General features: G+C 72.7%; 13 protein-coding genes. 9 read left to right on the forward strand and 4 right to left on the reverse strand.

Annotation, left to right across the window (positions count from 1 at the left end):
- Positions 1–3: 3 nt before the first annotated feature.
- Complete coding sequence (locus OG570_RS36355) at positions 4–6,840, reverse strand: SDR family oxidoreductase (RefSeq protein WP_326953390.1); 6,837 nt, start codon at positions 6,838–6,840, stop codon at positions 4–6.
- A gap of 760 nt (positions 6,841–7,600) precedes the next feature.
- Between OG570_RS36355 and OG570_RS36360 the strand changes: the two genes are divergently transcribed.
- Together OG570_RS36360 and OG570_RS36365 are read left to right on the forward strand one after the other, a co-directional pair.
- Positions 7,601–8,740, forward strand: coding sequence for a threonine synthase (locus OG570_RS36360; RefSeq protein WP_326953391.1), 1,140 nt, complete (start codon positions 7,601–7,603; stop codon positions 8,738–8,740).
- Positions 8,737–9,354 (forward strand): helix-turn-helix transcriptional regulator, encoded by a 618-nt coding sequence (locus OG570_RS36365; protein WP_326953392.1) that lies wholly within the window; start codon positions 8,737–8,739, stop codon positions 9,352–9,354. Before OG570_RS36360 ends, OG570_RS36365 begins: the two co-directional genes overlap by 4 nt.
- Here OG570_RS36365 and OG570_RS36370 read toward each other — a convergent pair.
- Positions 9,351–10,253, reverse strand: a complete 903-nt coding sequence (locus OG570_RS36370) for a glutaminase (protein ID WP_326949485.1) — start codon at positions 10,251–10,253, stop codon at positions 9,351–9,353. The two genes, OG570_RS36365 and OG570_RS36370, sit on opposite strands and share 4 nt — an antisense overlap.
- A gap of 170 nt (positions 10,254–10,423) precedes the next feature.
- Between OG570_RS36370 and OG570_RS36375 the strand changes: the two genes are divergently transcribed.
- The 3 genes from OG570_RS36375 (at position 10,424) to OG570_RS36385 (ending at position 15,459) form a co-directional block, all read left to right on the forward strand.
- Entirely contained in the window at positions 10,424–11,815 is a 1,392-nt protein-coding gene (locus OG570_RS36375) for an amino acid permease (RefSeq protein WP_326949484.1), read from the forward strand.
- 148 nt (positions 11,816–11,963) lie between these two features.
- The gene (locus OG570_RS36380; RefSeq protein ID WP_326953393.1) at positions 11,964–14,777 is read left to right on the forward strand and encodes a glycoside hydrolase family 2 TIM barrel-domain containing protein; all 2,814 of its coding nucleotides are present in this window, start codon (positions 11,964–11,966) and stop codon (positions 14,775–14,777) included.
- A gap of 97 nt (positions 14,778–14,874) precedes the next feature.
- Positions 14,875–15,459 (forward strand): hypothetical protein, encoded by a 585-nt coding sequence (locus OG570_RS36385; RefSeq protein WP_326953394.1) that lies wholly within the window; start codon positions 14,875–14,877, stop codon positions 15,457–15,459.
- An 18-nt stretch (positions 15,460–15,477) separates the two neighbouring features.
- Here the strand turns inward: OG570_RS36385 and OG570_RS36390 are convergent, their stop codons facing one another.
- Complete coding sequence (locus OG570_RS36390) at positions 15,478–16,167, reverse strand: TetR family transcriptional regulator (RefSeq protein ID WP_326953396.1); 690 nt, start codon at positions 16,165–16,167, stop codon at positions 15,478–15,480.
- 91 nt (positions 16,168–16,258) lie between these two features.
- Between OG570_RS36390 and OG570_RS36395 the strand changes: the two genes are divergently transcribed.
- Positions 16,259–17,404, forward strand: coding sequence for an FAD-dependent monooxygenase (locus OG570_RS36395; protein WP_326953397.1), 1,146 nt, complete (start codon positions 16,259–16,261; stop codon positions 17,402–17,404).
- 27 nt (positions 17,405–17,431) lie between these two features.
- On the opposite strand, the gene OG570_RS36400 is transcribed toward OG570_RS36395, so the two are convergent.
- Positions 17,432–18,109 carry an NUDIX hydrolase gene (locus tag OG570_RS36400; RefSeq protein ID WP_326953398.1) on the reverse strand — a complete coding sequence of 226 codons (678 nt, stop codon included), beginning with the start codon at positions 18,107–18,109 and terminating at the stop codon, positions 17,432–17,434.
- Positions 18,110–18,194: 85 nt separating this feature from the next.
- Here OG570_RS36400 and OG570_RS36405 point away from each other — a divergent pair, with 85 nt between their 5' ends.
- The 3 genes from OG570_RS36405 to OG570_RS36415 all read left to right on the forward strand — a co-directional run bounded on the left by OG570_RS36405 (position 18,195) and on the right by OG570_RS36415 (position 20,455).
- Positions 18,195–19,196, forward strand: a complete 1,002-nt coding sequence (locus OG570_RS36405; protein WP_326949479.1) for an SPFH domain-containing protein — start codon at positions 18,195–18,197, stop codon at positions 19,194–19,196.
- Positions 19,193–20,062 (forward strand): hypothetical protein, encoded by an 870-nt coding sequence (locus OG570_RS36410; protein ID WP_326953399.1) that lies wholly within the window; start codon positions 19,193–19,195, stop codon positions 20,060–20,062. The genes OG570_RS36405 and OG570_RS36410 overlap by 4 nt, the downstream gene beginning before the upstream one ends.
- A 90-nt stretch (positions 20,063–20,152) precedes the next feature.
- Positions 20,153–20,455: a DUF6403 family protein gene (locus OG570_RS36415; RefSeq protein ID WP_326949477.1), complete on the forward strand. Its 303-nt coding sequence runs from the start codon at positions 20,153–20,155 to the stop codon at positions 20,453–20,455.
- The last annotated feature ends 11 nt before the right edge of the window (positions 20,456–20,466 follow it).

Consider the following 20,466-nt stretch of genomic DNA (forward strand, 5'->3'; position numbering starts at 1 on the left):
GCGTCACCAGCCCGAGGCGGTGTGGACGACGGCGGCGGTCTCCGGGCGGCCCCAGGCCAGCTCGCGCAGCAGGCCGAGGGTGCCTTCCTCCGGGTCGATCAGCTCGATGCCGCGGCGGGCGTACTCCCGCATCAGCGCCGGCGTGACCATGCCGTCGTTGGTGCCGGTCGGCGCCCACGGTCCCCAGTGGACGGTCACCGCGCGGCCGGCCGGCCAGCGGCGGCCGAGGGATTCCAGGGCGTCGTTGGCGGCGGCGTAGTCCGACTGGCCGCGGTTGCCGAGCGCCGCGGCGATGCTGCCGAAGAGGACGACGAACTTCGGCTCGTCGGGCAGGTCCGCCGTCGCTTCGAGGAGGGTTTTGGCCCCGTCCACTTTGGTCCCGTAGACGCGGGCGAACGACTCGGGCGTCTTCTCGGCGACGAGCTTGTCCTCGATGACGCCGGCCGCGTAGACGATGCCGTCGAGGCGGCCGTGCTCGGCGTGGATCTCCTTGACCGCGCGGTGCACGGCCTCGGCGTCGAGCATGTCGACGGACTGGTAGCGCACCGGGCTGCCGAGCGCTTCGAGCCGCTTCAGGGTCCCCCGGACCTCGCGTTCGCCGAGGATGCGGCGCACTTCGCGTTCGATCTCGGCCGGGTTCTTCAGGCCGCTCGCGATCAGGGCGGCCCGCAGTTCCCTGGCGTCCGTCGCGTGCGGGTATTCGTCCTCTGTGGACGGCACGGGTGTCCGGCCGACCAGTTCGAGCCGGCAGCGGGACGCGGCGGCGAGCGTCGCGGCGAACCGGGCGGTGATGCCCTTGGCTCCGCCGACGAGCAGCACGACCGAATCGCGGTCCAGCCCGGCCGCGGCCGCTTCGGCGGTGCCGTCGCCCGCCGGACCCGCGCCGCTGCTGCCGAGCAGGCCGAGGCCCTGTTCGGTCATCCGGAGCCCACTGCGCTTCTCGCCGTCCCGGAGCACGACGGGTTCGCGGTCCACAGTGGACAACTCTTCGACGATCTTTTCCGCCTGGTCGGCGACATCCGTGCCCGGCGACTGCTCGACGACCCGGGCGATCGTGTCCGGGTACTCGCGCGAGACGCTGCGGTAGAAGCCGCGGAGCCCTTCACCGGGACCGGCGGTCAGCAGCCAGGTGGGGTTCCCCACGAGGGCGTCACGGTAGCGGGGGAAGGCGGCGGGCAGCACCGGCCCGGCGTCGGCGGCGGGCAGGTCGATGACGCCGTCGAAGCCCGGGCGGACGGCGTCGGCGATCTCGGCCGTGGCGCCCAGGTCGGTCAGCCGAGTCCGGACAGCCTCGGCCAGCGGGCCGGCGCCGAGCACCAGGAACGTCCGTCCGGTGACGTCGGGGGCGTCGGCGGGCGCGAGGTCGAATTCGGCCATGACCAGGCGCTTCGGCGCAACGATCACCGGCTGCGGCCCGGCCGGGGTGCCGGGCTGCAGCCCGGCGCTCGGCTCGGCTGCGCCACTGACCAGGACCGGCTTCGGCTCGGCCGCCCCGCCCACGAGCGCGGCGATCGCGGCGGCGGTGCGGGCCTTGGCGAGCTCCTCGACGTCACCGTCCGGATCGAGGCCGAGGCGCGTGGCCAGTTCCCCGGCGATCTCGGCGCGCTTGATGGAGTCGATGCTCAGGTCGGCTTCGAGATCGAGGTCGGGCTCGATCATGTCCCCGGGGTAGCCGGTCCGGTCGGCGATCACGTCGATCACCGTGTCCAAAACAGACCGCTCAGCCACGACAACAACCGGCACGACAGGCTGCGGAGCCCCGGCCCCGATCAGCTCCGCGATCGACGCCGCGGTCCGCGCCTTGGCGAACGTCTCGATGTCCTCACCGGCATCCAGCCCCAGCCGGCTCGCCAGCTCACCCGCGATCTCCGCACGCTTGATCGAATCCACGCTCAAGTCGGCTTCCAGATCGAGATCAGGCTCGATCATGTCCACCGGATAACCGGTCCGCTCCCCGATCACCTCGATCACCGTGTCCAAAACGGACCGCACCGGCGCCGGGACAGCGACCGGCAGCACCTCGACCACCGGCGTGACGACGACCGGGGCGACGGCCGCCGGGATGTCGGTGCCGAAGTAGCCCAGCAGTACGTCGCGCTGGGCCGCGATCATCTCGCGGCTCGTGCGCAGGAAGTCCGCCACCATCGCGTCCGATGTGCTCGCCGCCACCGGGGCGGCGGCCGGGGCCAGGACCTGCGGGAGGCGTTCCGCGGGCCGGAGGGCGCCCGCCGGGATCGTGCCGTCCGCGGTGCGGAGCAGGTGGCCGTCCACCGTCCACCCCGGACGCTTCGGGCGTGGGACGGACGCCGCGTCGACGGCGTCGCGGCCGCGGAACAGCCAGCCCGTCTCGATCGGCACGCCGGAGACCGCCAGCTGCGCGAGTGCGCTGAGGAAACCCGGCACGCCGCGGCGGCCCGGCTGCTCGAACCCGACCGTCCGGTGTGGACGGTCACCGAGGATCGCCGTGATCTGCTTCGCCAGCACCGCGCCGGGACCCGCCTCGACGAACACCCGGGCGCCCGCCGCGTACATCGCTTCGATCTGCTCGACGAACCAGACCGGCGAACCGATCTGGGCGGCCAGTTCGCCGCGGACGTCGTCCGGGTAGGGCGCCGCAGTGCGGTTGCCGTACACCGGGATGGTGGGACGCACGACGCCGATCGCGCCTAGGGCCCGGCCGAACGTCTCCCCCGCGGCCGCGACCAGCGGGCTGTGGAACGCGCACGCGACCGTGAGCCGTTTCGCGCCGAGCCCGGCGGCCCGCAGCAGCCCGACCGCCGTCTCGATGTCGGCGGTCGGCCCGGAGATCACCGTCTGCGTCGGCGAGTTGTGGTTGGCCAGGACCACGGTGTTCAGGTCGGCGATGACCTCGCCGACGGCGGCGGCGGACGCCGAGACCGCGGCCATCGCGCCCGGGTCCGACGCCGGGATCGCGTCGAGGATCGCCTCGGCCCGGGCGTGGCTGGCGTGCAGCAGCGCTTCCGGCGTGAGGGCGCCGGCCGCGGCCAGGGCGATCAGCTCGCCGTAACTGTGGCCGCCGGCCATCGCGGGCCGGACGCCGGCGCGGGTCAGCAGCCGGAACGCGGCCAGCCCGGCGAGGCCGAGCGCGGGCTGGGCGACGCGGGTGTCGGTCACCCGGTCGGCAAAGGCCTGCCGCGCCGGTTCGCCGAACACGGCCGGGCCGAACACCGTCGCGGCGGTGGCCGGGTCGAGCCGCAGGTAGCGCTGCAGCTCGGGGAACGTGACGAACAGCTCGGCGAACATCCCCGGCCGCTGGCTCCCCTGGCCGGGGAACAGCACCGCGACCTCACCCGGCTCGAAGTCCCCGAAGCGGTACACGCCTGGCGCGTCGGAGCCGGCCAACGCCTGACGCAGCAACCCGGTCAGTTCATCCACAGTGGACGCGACAACGGCGAGCCGAACCCGACCGGCCGCCTCGGACCGGCGTGACGCGCTCAGCGCGAGGTCCCGCAGGCGCCACGGCTGCTTGCCCGCCGGGACGTCCTCGGCCAGCGCCAGCAGGTCCCGCGCCGCCGCGTCCGTCGCGAAGGTGAACAGCTCGGCCGGCCACTCGTCGCCGACCTGGGCGGGCGGGACGCCGTCGTGCGCGCCGAGCACGACGTGGAAGTTGGTGCCCCCGAAGCCGAACGCGCTGACCCCGGCGATCCGCTCGGCGGGCGGCGCGCTCCACGGCTGCGGCGCCGACTGGAACACGAACGGGCTGGTCGCGGCGTCCCACGCCGGGTTCGGCGCGGTCACGTGCAGGGTCGGCGGTTTGACGCCGGTGTGCAGCGCCATCGCCGTCTTGATCAGCCCGGCGAGGCCGGCGGCGCACTTGGTGTGGCCGATCTGGGACTTCACCGAGCCGATCGTGCAGCCACCCGGCGCGGCCCCGGCCTCGGTGAAGACCTTGGTCAGCGTGCTCAGTTCGGTCCGGTCGCCGACGACGGTGCCGGTGCCGTGCGCCTCGACCAGCCCGACCTGCGCGGGTGAGACGCCGGCGTTGCGGTAGGCGCGGGTCAGCGCGGTGTGCTGGCCTTCGGGCCGGGGCGCCGTCAGCCCGAGCGCGCGCCCGTCGGACGCCGCGCCGACGCCCTTGATCACGGCGTACACGCGGTCGCCGTCGCGTTCGGCGTCGGCGAGGCGCTTCAGCGCGACGCAGCCGACGCCTTCGCCGAGCGCGATGCCGTCGGCCGCGCCGTCGAACGTCGCCGAGCGCCCGGTCGGCGACAGGGCGTGCGCCGAGGCGAAGAGCAGGTAGTCGTTGATGCCGTTGTGCAGGTCCGCGCCACCGCACAGGACGAGGTCGCTGGTGCCGGCGGTCAGTTCCTTGCAGGCGACGTCGACGGCGGTGAGCGAGGACGCGCAGGCCGCGTCGACGGTGTAGTTCGCGCCGCCGAGGTCGAGCCGGTTGGCGATCCGGCCGGCGATGACGTTGGCGAGCACGCCGGGGAACGAGTCCTCGGTGATCTTCGGCAGCCGCTCGTCGAGCCCGGGCGGCAGTTCGCCCACGTAGGACGGCAGGACGGTCCGCAGGCTCATCGCGTTGGACAGGTCGCTGCCCGCCTCGGCGCCGAACACGACGGACGTCCGCGTCCGGTCGAAGGCGCGCTCGCCGTAACCCGCGTCGGCGAGCGCCCGGTGCGCGGCTTCGAGCGCCAGCAGCTGGACCGGCTCGATGCTGGCCAGCGACGACGGCGGGATGCCGTAGCGCAGCGGGTCGAACCCGATCTCGGGCAGAAAGCCGCCCCAGCGTGACGGCGTCTTCTCGCCTTGGCCCTCGGGATCGAAGTAGAGGGTGGTGTCCCAGCGCTGCGGCGGGACCTCGGTGACGGCGTCCGCGCCGGCCAGGACGTTCGCCCAGAACGACGCCAGGTCCGGGGCCTGCGGGAACATGCAGGCCATCCCGACGATCGCGATGTCCAGGGGTTCCGGCGCGGGCGGCTCCGGCGTCGTGACACCGGCCGCGGCGGCCCGCTCGCGCAGGAAGGCGTTCGCGCCTTCGCCGACGGCGGTGTGCAGCTCGGCGATCGTGGTGACGGCCGAGCGCAGCACGGCGACCTCGCCCGCCATGAACATGCCTTCGGTGAGCTGCCGGTCTTCGCCGACCGGCCGCAGGTCGGCGCCGACGCGCTCGATGCCCTTGCTGGCCAGGCGGAGGCGGCCGACGTTGAGCGTCTCCAGCTGCTCCCACGCGTCGCGGCTGGGCACGCCCTGCTCGGCGAGGTCCGCCTTGAGCGCGGCGTACTCCTCGGTGAACGGGCTTCGGACGCAGCGGGTGGCGTGGCCGGGCGCGGTTTCGAGCAGGTCGGTGTGCCGGGCTTCGAGCAGCTGCCGCTGGAAGAGCGGGAGCACCGCGCCGGCGTCGACGGCTTCGTGGGTGAAGAGGTAAGCGGTGCCCATGAGGACGCCGATGGCGGCGCCGCGGGCGGCGACCGGCGCGGCGAGGGCGGCGACCATCGCGGCCGAGCGTTCGTCGTGGATGCCGCCCGCGAACAGGATCTGCAGGTCCGCGGCGGCGTCCGGGGTGCTGGCGACGAAGTCGCCGAGGACGCCGAGCTGAGCCTCCCAGAGCGGGAAGCTGGTGCGCGGGCCGACGTGGCCGCCGCACTCCGAGCCTTCGAAGACGAACTTGCGGGCGCCGGCCTCGAGGAACTGCTTCAGCAGGCCGGGTGAGGGCACGTGCAGGAAGGTGGCGATGCCGGCGCCTTCCAGGGCCGCGGCCTGGGCCGGGCGGCCGCCGGCGATGATCGCGTGGGTGGGCCGCAGCTCGCGGATCACCTCGAGCTGCGCGGTTTTGACGTCGTCGGCGGCGAAGCCGAGCACGCCGACGCCCCACGGCGCGCCGCCGACGGCTTCGCGGGTTCGTTCCAGAACTTCGCGGGTCTGCTCCGGGCCGGACAGCGCGAGCGCGATGAACGGCAGCGCCCCGCCCGCGGCGACCTCGGCGGCGAAGGCGGCCTGGTCGCTCACCCGGGTCATCGGGCCCTGCGCGACCGGCTGGGTGGTGCCGAACGCGCGGCTGCCGGCGGTGCCCGGGCCGAGCACGGTGACGTCCGCGCGCAGCGCGTCGCCGATCGCGTCGCCGAGACCACGCACGGCCGCGGTCACCGTGCCCCAGCGGTCGCGGAAGCGGGTGGCGAGGAAGACGTCCTGGCCGGCCTCGATCGACGTCACGGCTGTCCCGCGGCGGGACAGCACGCGGACGCCGTCGACGACCACGGTCTCGGAGCCGTCGAGGCCGGTGACGGCGGTGGTGAGGGCCGACGGCAGTTCCGCCTCCGGCAGGAGCGCGAGCTGGGTGTCGACGACGACGCCGGCCGCGCCGCCCGCGATGGCGGCGGCCGCGGTGTGCGGGCCGATCCCGCCCGCCGCCCAGACCGGGACGGTCTTGTCGGCCAGCAAGGCCTGGAGCAACACGAAAGTGCTCAGCTCACCCGTCCGGCCGCCGCACTCGTGACCGCGGGCGATCAAGCCGTGGGCGCCGCCGTCGACCGCCCGCGCGGCCGACACGCGGCTCGTGACCTCGGCCAGCACCCGTCGTCCCGGGAAGTCGCGCGCGGTGCACGGCGAGTCCTCGGTCAGCAGGACGGTGCCGGCGGCTTCGGGCAGCTCCGTGCCCGCGGCCAGGCGCGTGAGCCGGATCCCGAAGGCCGGGATCCCCCATTCCGCCAGGAGGGCGAGCTCTTCCGAAGCGGTGCCGCCCGGGCCGGTGAGGTCGAGCACGCCGAGCCCGCCACCGCGCGCGGCGGCCGCGACGCCCCGCGCGGAAGGCCACGCGAGCGGCGAGACGGCGACGACCGGCACGGCCGGTTCGCGAACGTCTTTCGAGACACGCATGGGAACTCCCGCTACGCACGAAAGGGGGTGATGGGGTAACGGGGAGTACTTAAGCGCGTTCATCCCGTTCCGTCAACAACCCACCACGAATTCGTGGTGGTTGTGCAGAAAATTCGGGAGCGACCAGGCTGGAGACGCAAGAATTTAACGCGGCCGTCACGTACCACGAGCCGGGATCGGACGCGGGATTGCCTTGTACGGCGGTCAATAGTCATACCTCGTGGTACACGTGTCCCACACCTCCATACGGGGCAAGCCATCTCACCCGGTGGACGCAGCGGGACTGGCCACACCGGCCCACTCCGTCCGGCGGGCCCACTGTTTCCCGGGAGCCAACGCGAAGTGTCGTGGCGGTAAAATCGGCCATGCGCCGAAGCCGTCACGGCATTAACGCGGAACCGTGCCACAGATCACGTGGGGACTATTCACCCGGCAATTTTGCGGACGCCCCGTAAGAATAATCGTAAAAGACCGGACCGGGCTCGACACACCCCCGCGAGTCCACTGTGGATTCGCTACACTCCGGGATTCCCCGTGTTCACACGACCCGGAAGAGCCGGATCCCCGCGCCCGGACACCAGGGTGCACCCGCCCGCGCAGGCGACTGCGGGTATTCGCCCGGACACCATCGGTACCCCCGGATACCGGTCCCCGCGCGGCCGAGATCGAAATCTCCGCCACGCGCGTTACGGATCTTTCCTGAGAAGAAGCTGAAAACATTTCGCGTACTTGTCGGTAACCGTAGACACGACGTCTACCCTTGGACCAACTGTCCAACGTGGAGGTGGTCGTGGACTACTGGTACGCCGACGAGCGATCCGGAACGCGCTACCCCGGCGACCCGCGGCGCTGGCGGGGTGACGACGGCGCCCCGCTCACCGTCGCACCACGGCCCGGCCTGACGCCCGGCGACGTCGACACCGGCGTCCGGTCGCTCTGGCGCTACCGCGCCGCCCTGCCCGGCGACCTGCGTCCGCTCTCGCTCGGCGAAGGCTGCACTCCCCTGGTCCGGCAGCCGTGGGGCGAGGCCGAGGTCCGGTTCAAGCTCGAGTGGTTCAGCCCGACCGGCAGCTTCAAGGACCGCGGGTCCAGCGTGATGGTCGCGGCGCTGGCCGGCGCCGGCGTCACGGAACTGCTGGAGGACAGCTCGGGCAACGGCGGCTCGTCGGTCGCGGCCTACAGCGCCGCCGCCGGGATCGCCGCGACCGTCCTGGCCCCCGAGGGGACGTCCGCCGCGAAGGTCCTGCAGACCCGCGCGTACGGCGCGACCGTCGAGCTCGTGCCCGGCACCCGCGACGACACCGCCGCCGAGGCGGTCCGGCGCTCGGCGTCGACGACCTACGCCAGCCACAACTGGCACCCGTTCTTCCTGCAAGGCACCAAGACCCTCGCCTACGAACTGTGGGAGGACCTGGGGTTCCGCGCGCCGGACGCGGTCGTCACGGTCGCCGGCGCCGGCAGCATCGTGCTGGGCCTCGACCTCGGGTTCGGCGAACTCCTCGACGTCGGTTCGATCGCGCGACGCCCGCGTCTGCTCGTCGCGCAGCCCCGCAACTGCTCCCCGATCGACGCCGCGTTCCACGACCGGCAGCCACCGCCGTTCGCCCCGACCGTCGCCGAAGGCACCGCGATCCGGCACCCGATCCGGCTCCCCGAGGTCGTCGCGGCGATCCGGCGCTCGGGCGGCGACACGGCCGCGATCGAGGAGGACGCCATCGCCGCGGCCGCCCGGCGCCTCGCGTCCCTCGGCCTCTACGCCGAGCCGACCAGCGCGAGCGCCGCCGCGGCGATCGACGTGTTCCGCGAGCGCGGCGCGATCCGGCCGGGCGAGACCACCGTCGTCGTGCTCACCGGATCCGGGCTGAAGGCGCCGGACAAGCTGCGGGAGCTGCTCGGATGACCGAGGACGAGCTGCTGCTGCGCGAGGCGGAGAAGATCGCGCACGCCGTCGGCCGGATGTTCCCCGGGCTGTGCGAGGTCGTGCTGCACGACCTGCGCGACCCGGCCCACGCGGTGCGCGCGATCGAAGGCGGCCTGTCCGGGCGCGCCGTGGGCGACCCGGCGACCGAGCTGGGCCTGGCCCGGATCGCCGACCCCGCGTTCCCGGACGTGCTGCAGAACTACCCGAACCGCTTCCCCGACGGCCGCCCGGCCAAGAGCACGTCGATCGGCCTCCGCAACGCGGCCGGCGAGTACGTCGCGGCCCTGTGCCTCAACCTGGACGTCTCCGTGCTCGGCTCGGCCGCCCACGCCCTGACCCGCCTCACCCGCACCGACGACCCGGCACCCTTGACCGAGACCCTGCGGGCCCGCACGGCCGACGAGCTGCGAGCGCTGGTCGAGGACTACGCGGCCGACCGCGGCCACACCCCGCGCACCCTGCCGGCGGCCGGGAAGAAGGACCTCGTTCGGTTGCTGAAGGCGCGCGGGTTCCTGGAGCTGAAGAACGCGGTGCCGGCGTTGACCGAGCTGCTGGGCATCTCGCGGGCGAGCGTCTACAACTACCTGCGTTAGAAGACCGACCAGCCGGTCAGCGTCGTGAAGCGGTCGAGGGCCGCGACGCCCGCCACCGAGTTGCCGCGGGCGTCCAGACCCGGGCTCCAGACGCAGACCGCGCAGCGGCCCGGGACGATCGCCACGATGCCGCCGCCGACGCCGCTCTTGCCCGGGAGGCCGACGCGGTAGGCGAACTCGCCCGCGGCGTCGTAGGTGCCGCACGTCAGCATCACGGCGTTGATGCGCTTCGCCGAGCTGAGCCCGAGCAGGCGGGTGCCGTCGTTGCGGATGCCGTGGCGGGCGAGGAACAGCGCCGAGCGGGCGACGTCGCGGCAGGACATCGCGATCGAGCACTGGCGGACGTACTGGTCCAAAACGGACGGTACCGGGTTGCGCATGTTGCCGTAGGAGGCCATGAAGTACGCGAGCGCGCGGTTGCGGTCGGCGTGGCCGGCCTCGGACGCGGCCACCTCGGCGTCGACGTCGATGTCCGCGCGGCCGCTTTCCGCGCGCAGGAAACCGAGCAGCGCGCCCACGGCGTCGCCGTGGCAGGTGAGCTCGTCGGTCACCACCAGCGCACCCGCGTTGATGAACGGGTTGCGCGGGATTCCGTCCTCGTGTTCCAGCTGCACCAGGGAGTTGAACGGGTCGCCGGACGGTTCGCGGCCCACGCGCGTCCAGACGTCGTCGCCGCGGGCGAGCACCAGGGCGAGGGTGAAGACCTTCGACATGCTCTGCACGGAGAACGGCCGCAGCCAGTCGCCCGCGCCGTGCACGGCACCGTCCACATCGGCCACCGCGATGCCGAACCCCGGCCGGACCCGGGCCAGGGCGGGGATGTAGTCCGCGACGGCGCCCCGGCCGACCTCGGGTGCGACGTCGTCCGCGATCCGGTCCAGCAGCGCCGCGAGATCCACGGCCGTAGCGTAGAGCCGGGCGGAACGCGCGAGGATTCGGGGTCGAAGGTGATCTTGTCAAATCGAAACGGGAAACACGCGGGAAACCATCGAGGTGATCTCTCGCACACCTTAAGTCTTCCTTAGTGTGCTTGGTCACTTGCGGCTAACGCCTCTAGCGTCTGGCAACCATGGATTCCTCGCTGCTCACCGAAAAAGGTGAAAGCTACTCGAAAGCGCTCGGCAACCGCCAAGTGCAGATGATCGCCATCGGCGGCGCGATCGGTGTCGGGCTCTTCCTCGGCGCCGGCGGCAAGCTCCACCAGGTCGGCCCGTCACTGGTCCTGTCCTACGCGATCTGCGGGGTGGCCGCCTACTTCGTGATGCGCGCGCTCGGCGAGCTCGTGCTGCACGAGCCGAGCTCCGGCAGTTTCGTCACCTACGCCCGGAAGTTCATCGGGCCGTGGGCCGGCTTCGCCTCCGGCTGGATGTACTGGGTGAACTGGGCGATGACCGGAATCGCGGAGATCACCGCGGTCGCGATCTACGTCCACAAGTGGCTGCCGGACGTGCCCCAGTGGATCACCGCCCTGGTCGCCCTCGGCGTCCTGCTGGCCGTGAACCTGGTCTCGGTGAAGCTGTTCGGTGAGCTGGAGTTCTGGTTCTCGGTGGTCAAGGTGCTGGCCATCGTCGTCTTCCTGATCACCGCGCTCGGGCTGGTGTTCACCAGCGCCGACATCGGCGGCACCCCGGCCGGCGTGCACAACCTGACCGACCACAGTGGATTCTTCCCGGCCGGCATCGGCGTCGCCCTGATGACGCTGCAGGCGGTCATCTTCGCCTATTCGGCCATCGAGGTCGTCGGCATCGCGGCCGGTGAAACGAAGAATCCGCGCCAGGTCCTGCCCAAGGCGATCAACGGCGTGGTCTGGCGGATCGGCGTGTTCTACGTCGGTTCGGTGCTGATGCTGGCGATGCTGCTGCCCTGGCCGTTCTACAACGGCGATGAAAGCCCGTTCGTCACGGTGTTCAGCCGCCTCGGCATCCCGGGCATCGGCGACGTGATGAACGCCGTCGTGCTGACCGCGGCGCTCTCCAGCGTCAACTCCGGGCTCTACTCGACCGGCCGGATCCTGCGCTCGCTGGCCGACAAGGGCGAGGCGCCGGCGTTCGTCGGCCGGATGAACCGCCGGCAGGTCCCCTACGGCGGCATCATGTTCACCTCGATCGCCTACCTGCTCGGCGTGGTGCTGAACTACCTGGTGCCGAAGGAGGCGTTCGACATCGCCATCGCGATCGCGTCACTGGGCGTGATCACGACGTGGGCGACGCTGATCTTCTGCCAGATGCGGCTGCGCCAGGCGGCGCTGCGCGGCGAGCTGGAGCGGCCCTCGTACCGGATGCCGTGGGCGCCGTACTCCGGCTGGGCGACGCTGGCGTTCCTCGCCCTGGTGGTGGTGCTGATGGGCTTCTCCGACGGCGCCGAGAAAATCGCGTTCTACTCGATCCCGGTGCTGGCGATCGTGCTCGCGGTCGGCTGGCGGGTCATCTCGAAACGCCGCGAACGCGTCCCGGCCGAATAACAGCCGGGTGAGCGAAGGCCTCCTCGACGGCAATCCCGAGCCGCCGAGGAGGCCTTCCCGCATTCCGGCGGGCATACTCGGACGTCGGCAGGTGGGGATCCACGACGTCGCCCGCACGGCCGGCGCCATGAAGGGCTGAAGGGACGTCATGTCGTACGTCGAAGACCCGGGCCCCGGCCACGGCTCGGTGCCGCCGCGCGCGGCCTTCACCTCCGACGCGCCGGCGCTGTCGCTGAGCGGCACCTGGCGGTTCCGGCTCTTCTCCGCCGTCGCCGCGGCGCCGGCCGGCGTCGAGCGTGACGACTTCGACGACTCGGTGTGGGATGAGCTGCCCGTGCCGTCGATGTGGCAGCTGCACGGGTACGGCAAGCCCGCCTACACGAACGTGCGGTACCCGTTCCCGGTCGACCCGCCGCACGTGCCGTCGGACAACCCGACCGGCGACCACCGGCGGCGGTTCGACCTGCCCGCGTCGTGGCCCACCGGGCCCGCGGTGCTGCGCTTCGACGGGATCGACTCGTGCGCGCGGATCTGGCTCAACGGCGTCGAGCTCGGCGTCACGAAGGGCAGCCGGCTGCCCGCGGAGTTCGAGGTCGGGCCGCTGCTGCGGCCGCGGGACAACGTCCTGGCCGTGCGCGTGCACCAGTGGTCGGCGGGCAGTTACCTCGAAGACCAGGACATGTGGTGGCTGTCCGGGATCTTCCGCGACGTCACGCTGCTCGCGCGGCCCGTCGGCGGGATCGGCGACTACTGGCTCCGCGCGGACTACGACCACACGACCGGCCTCGGCACGGTCCGCGTCGAGACCGAGGCCGACGCGCTGCTCGGTATCCCCGAGTTGGGGGTGTCGGCTCACCCGGCCGGGTTACCGCTGGAGCTGCCGGTCGAGCCGTGGAGCGCGGAGTCGCCGCGGCTGTACGACGGCTCGCTGTCGACGGCGGCCGAACGGGTGCCGGTGCGGATCGGGTTCCGGACCGTGGCGATCGACGACGGCCTGCTGAAGGTCAACGGCCGCCGGCTGCTGCTGCGCGGCGTGAACCGGCACGAGCACCACCCGCGCACCGGCCGGGCCGTGCCCCGCGACGTCGCGCTGGCCGACGTCCTGCTCATGAAGCGGCACAACGTCAACGCCGTCCGGACCAGCCACTACCCGCCGGATCCGGCGTTCCTCGAGCTGTGCGACGAGTACGGCCTCTGGGTGATCGACGAGTGCGACCTGGAGACGCACGGCTTCGAGCCGCTGGAGTGGGAGCGCAACCCGAGCGCCGACCCGGCGTGGGAAGTCGCCTACCTCGACCGGATGCGGCGCACGGTCGAGCGGGACAAGAACCGGCCGAGCGTGATCCTCTGGTCGCTCGGCAACGAGAGCCACACCGGGCCGAACCTCGAGCGGATGGCCGAGTGGACGCGCCACCGCGACCCGACCCGGCCGGTGCACTACGAAGGCGACCACGACTGCTCCTATGTGGATGTCCACAGCCGGATGTACGCGACCCACGCCGAGGTCGAGTCGATCGGGCTTCGCGAGGACGTCGACGCGCGGCGGCGTGACCTGCCGTTCCTGCTCTGCGAATACGGGCACGCGATGGGCAACGGCCCGGGCGGGCTGCTGGAGTACCGGGAGCTGTTCGAGCGGTACCCGAACTGCCAGGGCGGGTTCGTCTGGGAGTGGCTCGACCACGGGTTGCTCGCCGGCGACCACTTCGCCTACGGCGGCGACTTCGGCGAAGCGATCCACGACGGCAACTTCGTCATCGACGGGCTCGTCTTCCCGGACCGGACGCCGTCGCCGGGGCTGGTGGAGTTCGCCAAGATCATCGAGCCGGTCCGGATCGAGGCCGCTCCCGGCGGGATCCGGGTGTCGAACCACTACGACTTCGTGAGCACCGCGCACCTCACGTTCACCTGGGTCTTGGAGTCCGAGGGAATCCCGGTCGAGGAGGGCATTCTCGACGTTCCGACCGTCCAATCCGGACAAAACGCGCTGGTGCCCCTCCCCCGGTTGCCCGCGACGGGCGGTGAATCGTGGCTGACGGTTTCGGCGTCGCTGACGTCCGGTTCGTCGTGGGCTCCGGCCGGGCACGTCGTCGGCTGGGGGCAGCTGCCGGTGTCGCCCGCGCCCGCCGTGGTGTGGCCGGCGGGTCGCGGCCCGGTGTTCCGCACCGGCGGGCGGCTGCGGCTGGGCGTCGGCGAGTTCGACCCGGTGACCGGCCGGCTGATCGCGCTCGGCGGCCATCCGGTGCGGGGGCCGCGGCTGAACGTCTGGCGGGCGACGACGGACAACGACCGCGCCGAGTCGGCTTCGGAGTGGCGGGAAGCGGGACTGCACCGGCTGCAGCACCGGGTGATCGCCGTCGACGCCGACGGCGACGACTTGCTCGTGCGGACCCGGGTGGCGCCGCCGGCGCAGGCGTCCGGGCTGCTCACGGACTACACGTGGACGGCGCTCGGCGATCGGCTGCGGCTGCGCGTCGAGATCACGCCCGACGGTCTGGCGGGCACGCTCCCCCGGCTCGGCCTGACGATGGCCGTCCCGGGCGCCTTCGGCTCGGCCGAGTGGTTCGGCGGCGGCCCCGGCGAGGCGTACCCGGACAGCCGCCAGGCGGCGCGGATCGGGCGCTTCTCCCGCGGCGTCGACGACCTGCAGACGCCGTACGTCTTCCCGCAGGAGAACGGCAACCGCGTCGACGTCCGCTGGCTGCGGCTGACCAACGCCGAGGGCACCGGAATCCGCGTCGACGGTGATCCGGCGTTCGACTTCACGGCCCGCCGCTGGACGTCGGCCGCGCTCGAAGCCGCGCGGCACACCACGGACCTGCACGCGGGCGACCTGGTCCACCTCACCCTGGACGTCGCCCAGCACGGCCTCGGCTCGGCGTCCTGCGGGCCGGGGGTGCTGCCGCGGTACCGGCTCCAGGTGCGGAAGACGGAGTTCACGCTGGGGTTCGGTGTCGCAAATTGAGACCGCCGGGGCGCGCCGGATGCGGTGTGGTGGAAGCTCAGACCGTCAGGAGCGTGCCCGGATGACCCAGCCTACGACCGCCCCTTCAAGCGCCCGGTTGCTGGCGACGCCCGGTGCCCTGGGCCTGGCCGACCTCGTCGGGATCTTCGACGACCTGCAGTTCGCGCTCAAGTGCTGCGAACGTCTCGTCGCCGAGCTGGAACGGCCCCCGGGCCGGCTGGACGCCGTGCTGGTCGAGTCGCTGTGGGTGTCCGCGCTGAACTCGTACGCGCGCTGCTTCCGCACCGGCGACCGGGGCATGGGCCTGACCGTGGAGGACGTCAAGGCCACCGAGGTGCCGGGTGAGGTCGCCGAATGGCACGAGCTGCTCGGCCGGATCCGCGACTTCGCGATCGACGGCGCGACCAACCCGCGTGAGGACTACTCGGTCGGCGTCTCACAATCCGAGTCCGGCCAGGCCGCGGGGATCGTCATCACGTCGGCCGTCCGGCCGCTGGTGGACGACGTCACGGTCCGCCAGACCGGCCGGCTGGCCTTCGAGCTGAGCCGGCTGGTCGACGAGCGGATCAAGGAGCAGCAGCAGAAGGTCTTCACGGCCGCCGAGCGGATGACGCCGGAGCAGCTCACGGCATTGCCGGCCATCGAGGTCGCGGTGGACCCGGCCGCGGCGCCGTCTCAATAAGTCTCACAAGTCGTCTCACTATTCCGCGTCCGGTAGATGCCGGTAGATCGTCGCGCGGGAGACGCCCAGCGCCGTCGCGATGTCGGCTGCCGAGTGGCCGGCGTCGTAGAGGCGGTGGGCCGCCTCCACCGTCTCGGGGCTCATCACGCTCGGTCGCCCCCGGCGGCCGCGAGCAGCCGCCGGCGTGCCGAACAGCCGGGCGACGCCGTCGAGGATCGTGGCTCGCAGCTCGTCGGTCGGGGCGTCGGCGAACAGGACCACCGGGTCGCTGAGCATCGCGATCGCCTGTGCCGCGCGGACCCGCGCCGCCAGGTCCGCGGCCGGGCCCGCGACCAGCACGTTCGCCTTCAGCATGCCGTCGCGGAAGCGCTCGAACACCGCTTTCGACGCCGTCAGGCCGAGGTCGCGCAGGTTCATCCGCAGCAGGTACCGGTGGCTCAGCCACACGTCGAGAACCCCCTCGATCGCCGCGGCGCGCGGGTCGGCGGCGGCCTCGGCCTTGTCCATCGTCGCCTCGAGGTCATCGAGCAGCGGCTCGGCCAGCGCCGTCACGATGTCGGCCTTGCCGGGGAAGTGGTAGAGCACCGCGGTCTTGGTCACGCCGACGCGTTCGGCCAGCTCACGCACCGACGTCGCGTGGTAGCCGCGCTCCGAGAACTCCTCCAGCGCGGCGCTCAGGATCCGGGCGCGGGTATCGGCCTCCGTCATCCCCCGAGCCTAGCCGCTTGCCTGACCGCCGGACAGTGGCGTACCTTCGGGACTGACCGATGGTCAGGAACATCATCCAGGGGGTACAACCATGAACGAGCAGACGGTATTGATCTCCGGCGCCGGCGTCGCCGGGCCGACACTGGCCTACTGGCTGGCCCGCGCGGGCTACCGGCCGACCGTCGTCGAACGCGCCAAGGGGCTGCGGTCGAGCGGCAGCCCGGTCGACGTCCGCGGCCCCGCCACCCACGTCGCGGCCGAGATGGGCCTCACCGGGAAGCTGCGCGAAGCGAGCACCGACGTCACGGCGTTGAAGTTCGTCGACGACGCGGGCCGGCGCACCGGCCGGGTGGCCATGAGCGTGCTGGGCAGCGGCGACGACGTCGAACTGTCGCGCACGGACCTCGCGGCCATCCTTTATGAGACGGCCGCGGACCGCGCCGAGTTCGTCTTCCACGACTCGATCACCGGGCTACGCCAGGACGACGGCGGCGTCGACGTCACCTTCGAGCGAGGTGCCCCACGGCGGTTCGACCTGGTGATCGGCGCCGACGGCCTGCACTCGGGCGTGCGGCGGCTGGCGTTCGGGCCGGAGCAGGCGTTCGTCGAGCACATGGGCGTCTACATCGCGACGCTGCCGCTGGCCGAGGCGCCGACCGACCGCACCGAGCTGGTCATGTACAACTCGCCGGGCCGGGCGGTCGCCGTCCACCCGTCGCGCGGCCACGCGATCGCGGCGTTCATGTTCCGCGGCGCCGAGGTGCCGGGCTTCGACTACCGGAACACCGCGCTGCACAAGGAAATGCTCGCCGAGGCGTACGCCGGCGCGGGCTGGCGGGTCCCCGAGCTGCTGGCGCAGGTGCGCGACGCGGACGACCTGTACTTCGACTCGGTGAGCCGCGTCCGGATGGACAGCTGGGCGGCGGGCCGGATCGTCCTGGCGGGCGACGCGGCCTCGTGCGTCTCCCTCTTCGGCGACGGCTCGACACTGGCGATGGCGGGCGCGTACACGCTGGCGCAGGAGCTGGGCCGGACGCCCGAGGACCCGGCGGCGGCGTTCCGGCGGTACGAAGCCGAGCACCGCAAGCTGGTGGAACCCAAGCAGCGCAACGTCTCGGCGGCCGCGGCCATGCTGATCCCGGCTACGCGCCGGGGTCTGGTGGCCCGCAACCTCGGGACTCGCCTGATGCCACTGGTGTCCGCGGCCCGACGGCTCGTGCCGGCGCGGGCGGCGTAGCCGGACCAGAACTTTGGCAGACGTGCGTCAGCCGCGCAGCATCGGTGGGTACAGCAGCTCCGCCTTGCCCCGCCGGTACAGCTGGGCCGGGCGGCCGCCGTCGCGGGTGGTCGTCCGGCCTGTCGGCTCCAGGAGGCCGTCCGCGCCCGTCACCTTGCGGTGGAAGTTGCGGGGGTCGAGGCGGGTGTCCCAGACCAGCTCGTACACCCGGCGCAGCTCCGCGACCGTGAACTCCGGCGGGCAGAACGCCGTCGCCAGCGGTGAGTACTCCAGCTTCGCGCGGGCGCGCTCCAGGCCGTCGGCGAGGATCCGGTCGTGGTCGAACGCCAGGCTTTCGCCCGCCAGGGAACGCACCGGGGCCCAGCGCGCGTCCGCCGCGTCGGTGCCCGCGCGCGGGGTCGGGAGGTCCGGGGCCAGCGCCAGGTAGGCCACCGTGACGACGCGCATCCGCGGGTCGCGGTCCGGGGCGCCGTAGCCGGCGAGCTGTTCGATGTGGACGGTGCCCGGCGCCAAGCCCGTCTCCTCCGCCAGTTCGCGGCAGGCCGCCTCCTCGAGATCCTCGTCCGCGCGGACGAAGCCGCCGGGCAGCGCCCAGCCGCCGAGGAACGGCGCCACTCCCCTGCGGACCAGGAGGGCGCACAGCTCGTCCCCGGTCAGGGTGAGCACGACGAGGTCGGCGGTGACGGCGAACGGTGGGTGACCCATGCCACCACCCTAGCCGGTAATCGTCAGCTTGACGATTAGGCCGTCCACCCCATATCGTCAGGCCGACGATAAGAGGAGGCATCAGATGGCCGACATCAACCGCCGGTTCGGGTTCCGGCACCTGCGCGGCGCCCCGACCGTGCACATCCGCCACTACCGCCGCGGCAAGCTCGCGCACGACGGGCTCGGGCTGTCGTTCTGGTACCGGCCGCTCACGGCGGTCGTCTCGGAGGTCCCGGTCGACGACCGCGAGCTGCCGCTGCTGTTCCACGCCCGCACGGCCGACTTCCAGGACGTCACCGTGCAGCTCGCGCTGACCTTCCGGATCGTGGACCCGGCGCTGGCCGCGCAGCGGATCGACTTCTCGATCGACCCCGACACCGGGCGCTGGAGAAGCGACCCGCTGGCCCAGATCAGCGGGCTGCTCACCGAGAACGTCCAGCAGTACGCGGTCGAGGTGCTCACCCGCACTCCCCTGGCCACCGCGCTCGTCGACGGCGTCGGCGCGGTCCGCGACCGGATCCGCGCCGCGCTCGCCGACGAGGACACACGCCTCTCGCAGACCGGCTCGGCGGTCCTCGACGTCCGCGTCGTCTCCATCCGCGCCGAGCCGGAGGTCGAGAAGGCCCTGCAGACGACCGCCCGGGAGAAGGTGCAGCAGGAGGCCGACCGGGCGACGTTCGAGCGGCGCGCGCTGGCCGTCGAACGCGAGCGGGCGATCAGCGAGAACGAGCTGCAGAGCCAGATCGAGCTGGCCCGCCGCGAGGAGCAGCTGCTCGCCCAGCGCGGCGCGAACGCCCGGCGTCAGGCCGAAGAGGCCGCGCAGGCGAACCGGATCGACACCGAGGCGCAGGCGTCGCGGGAAGAGCGGCTGACGCAGGTCAAGGCCGACGGCCAGCGCGCGCTCGGCGAGGCCGCGGCGGCCGGCGAGGCGGCCCGGCTCGCGGCGTACCGCGACCTGCCCGAAGGCGTGCTCACCGGGCTGGCGCTCAAGGAACTCGCCGGGAACCTGCCGAAGATCGACAGCCTCGTGCTCACGCCGGACCTGCTCACGCCGCTGCTGACCAAGCTCGGCGTGCGGTCGTGAGCCTCGCGCCGCGCGTGGTGCTGGTGCACCGGCGCACCGAGCTCGACGAGCTGCTCGCCCGGCACGGCACCCGCGGCCAGGCCGAGTTCTTCCTGCGCACGCGTGGCCGTGATCTGGCGGAGGTGACGGAGGCGGACGCCGCAGTACGCACGGCTTTGGCCACGGCGTCGGCGGCGATCCCGCTCGACTGGCGCCGCGGCGAGGTCGAACGCGGCGACCTCTCGCGGTTCCTGTTCACCCCCGAGGACGTCGTCGTCGTGGTCGGCCAGGACGGGCTGGTCGCCAACGTCGCCAAGTACCTCGACGGCCAGCCGGTCGTCGGCATCGCGCCGGGCGCGCCCGGGGTGCTGGTGCGGCACCCGGCCGCGGCGGTCGCGGACCTGGTGCGCGCCACCGGGAACGTCGAGCACCGGACGATGGCCGAGTTCACCGCGGACGACGGCCAGCGGCTGCTGGCGCTCAACGAGATCTACCTCGGCCACGCCGGGCACCAGACGGCCCGCTACCGGCTGGGGGTCGGTGGCGGGCCGGCGGAACGCCAGGCGTCGTCGGGGATCCTGGTCGGGACGGGCACCGGCGCGACGGGCTGGTGCGGCTCGGTGTGGCAGGAACGCCGCAGCCCGCTGCGCCTGCCCGCGCCCGGCGAGGCGCGGCTGGTCTGGTTCGTGCGGGAGGCGTGGCCGTCGCCGACGACCGGGACGTCGCACACCGAAGGCGAGCTGACGTCGGCGCCGCTGACGATCGAGGTCGAGTCGGACCGCCTGGTCGCGTTCGGCGACGGCCTCGAGACGGACAGCGTCACCCTCACCCGCGGCCAGAGCGCGAGGTTCGTCCCGGCCGCGAAGACCGTCCACTTGGTCCGGTGATCTTCTGGGACACGATGCGGCAACGTTGTCACATTCCCCAGCCACGCCAGCCAGAATGATCTCCTCCCCGACTAGCGGAGGTGGACCGGGATGACGTGGGTGGTGTGGGTGGTCGCCGTGGTGGTGGTCGTCGTCGCCGGGGCCGGGGTGGTCGCCGTGCCGCGGCTGCGGGACCGGGACCTGCGCCGGCGGACCGCCTGGTCGGCCGCGCGGGCCGCGATCGACAGCGCCGCCGTGAGCCGCGACGCCGCGACGACGTCCCAGCCGGAAGCCGAGCAGCTCCTCGCCCGCGCCGAGACCCTCGCCGCCGCGCACGGCGGGCCGCGGGCGGCCGAGTCGGCCCACGACCACGCCGTCCGGGCCGACGAACTCTGGCGGGCCGCCCGTGACTGAGCCGACTGTGA

It is taken from the genome of Amycolatopsis sp. NBC_01286, assembly GCF_035982555.1.
Lineage (GTDB): Bacteria > Actinomycetota > Actinomycetes > Mycobacteriales > Pseudonocardiaceae > Amycolatopsis.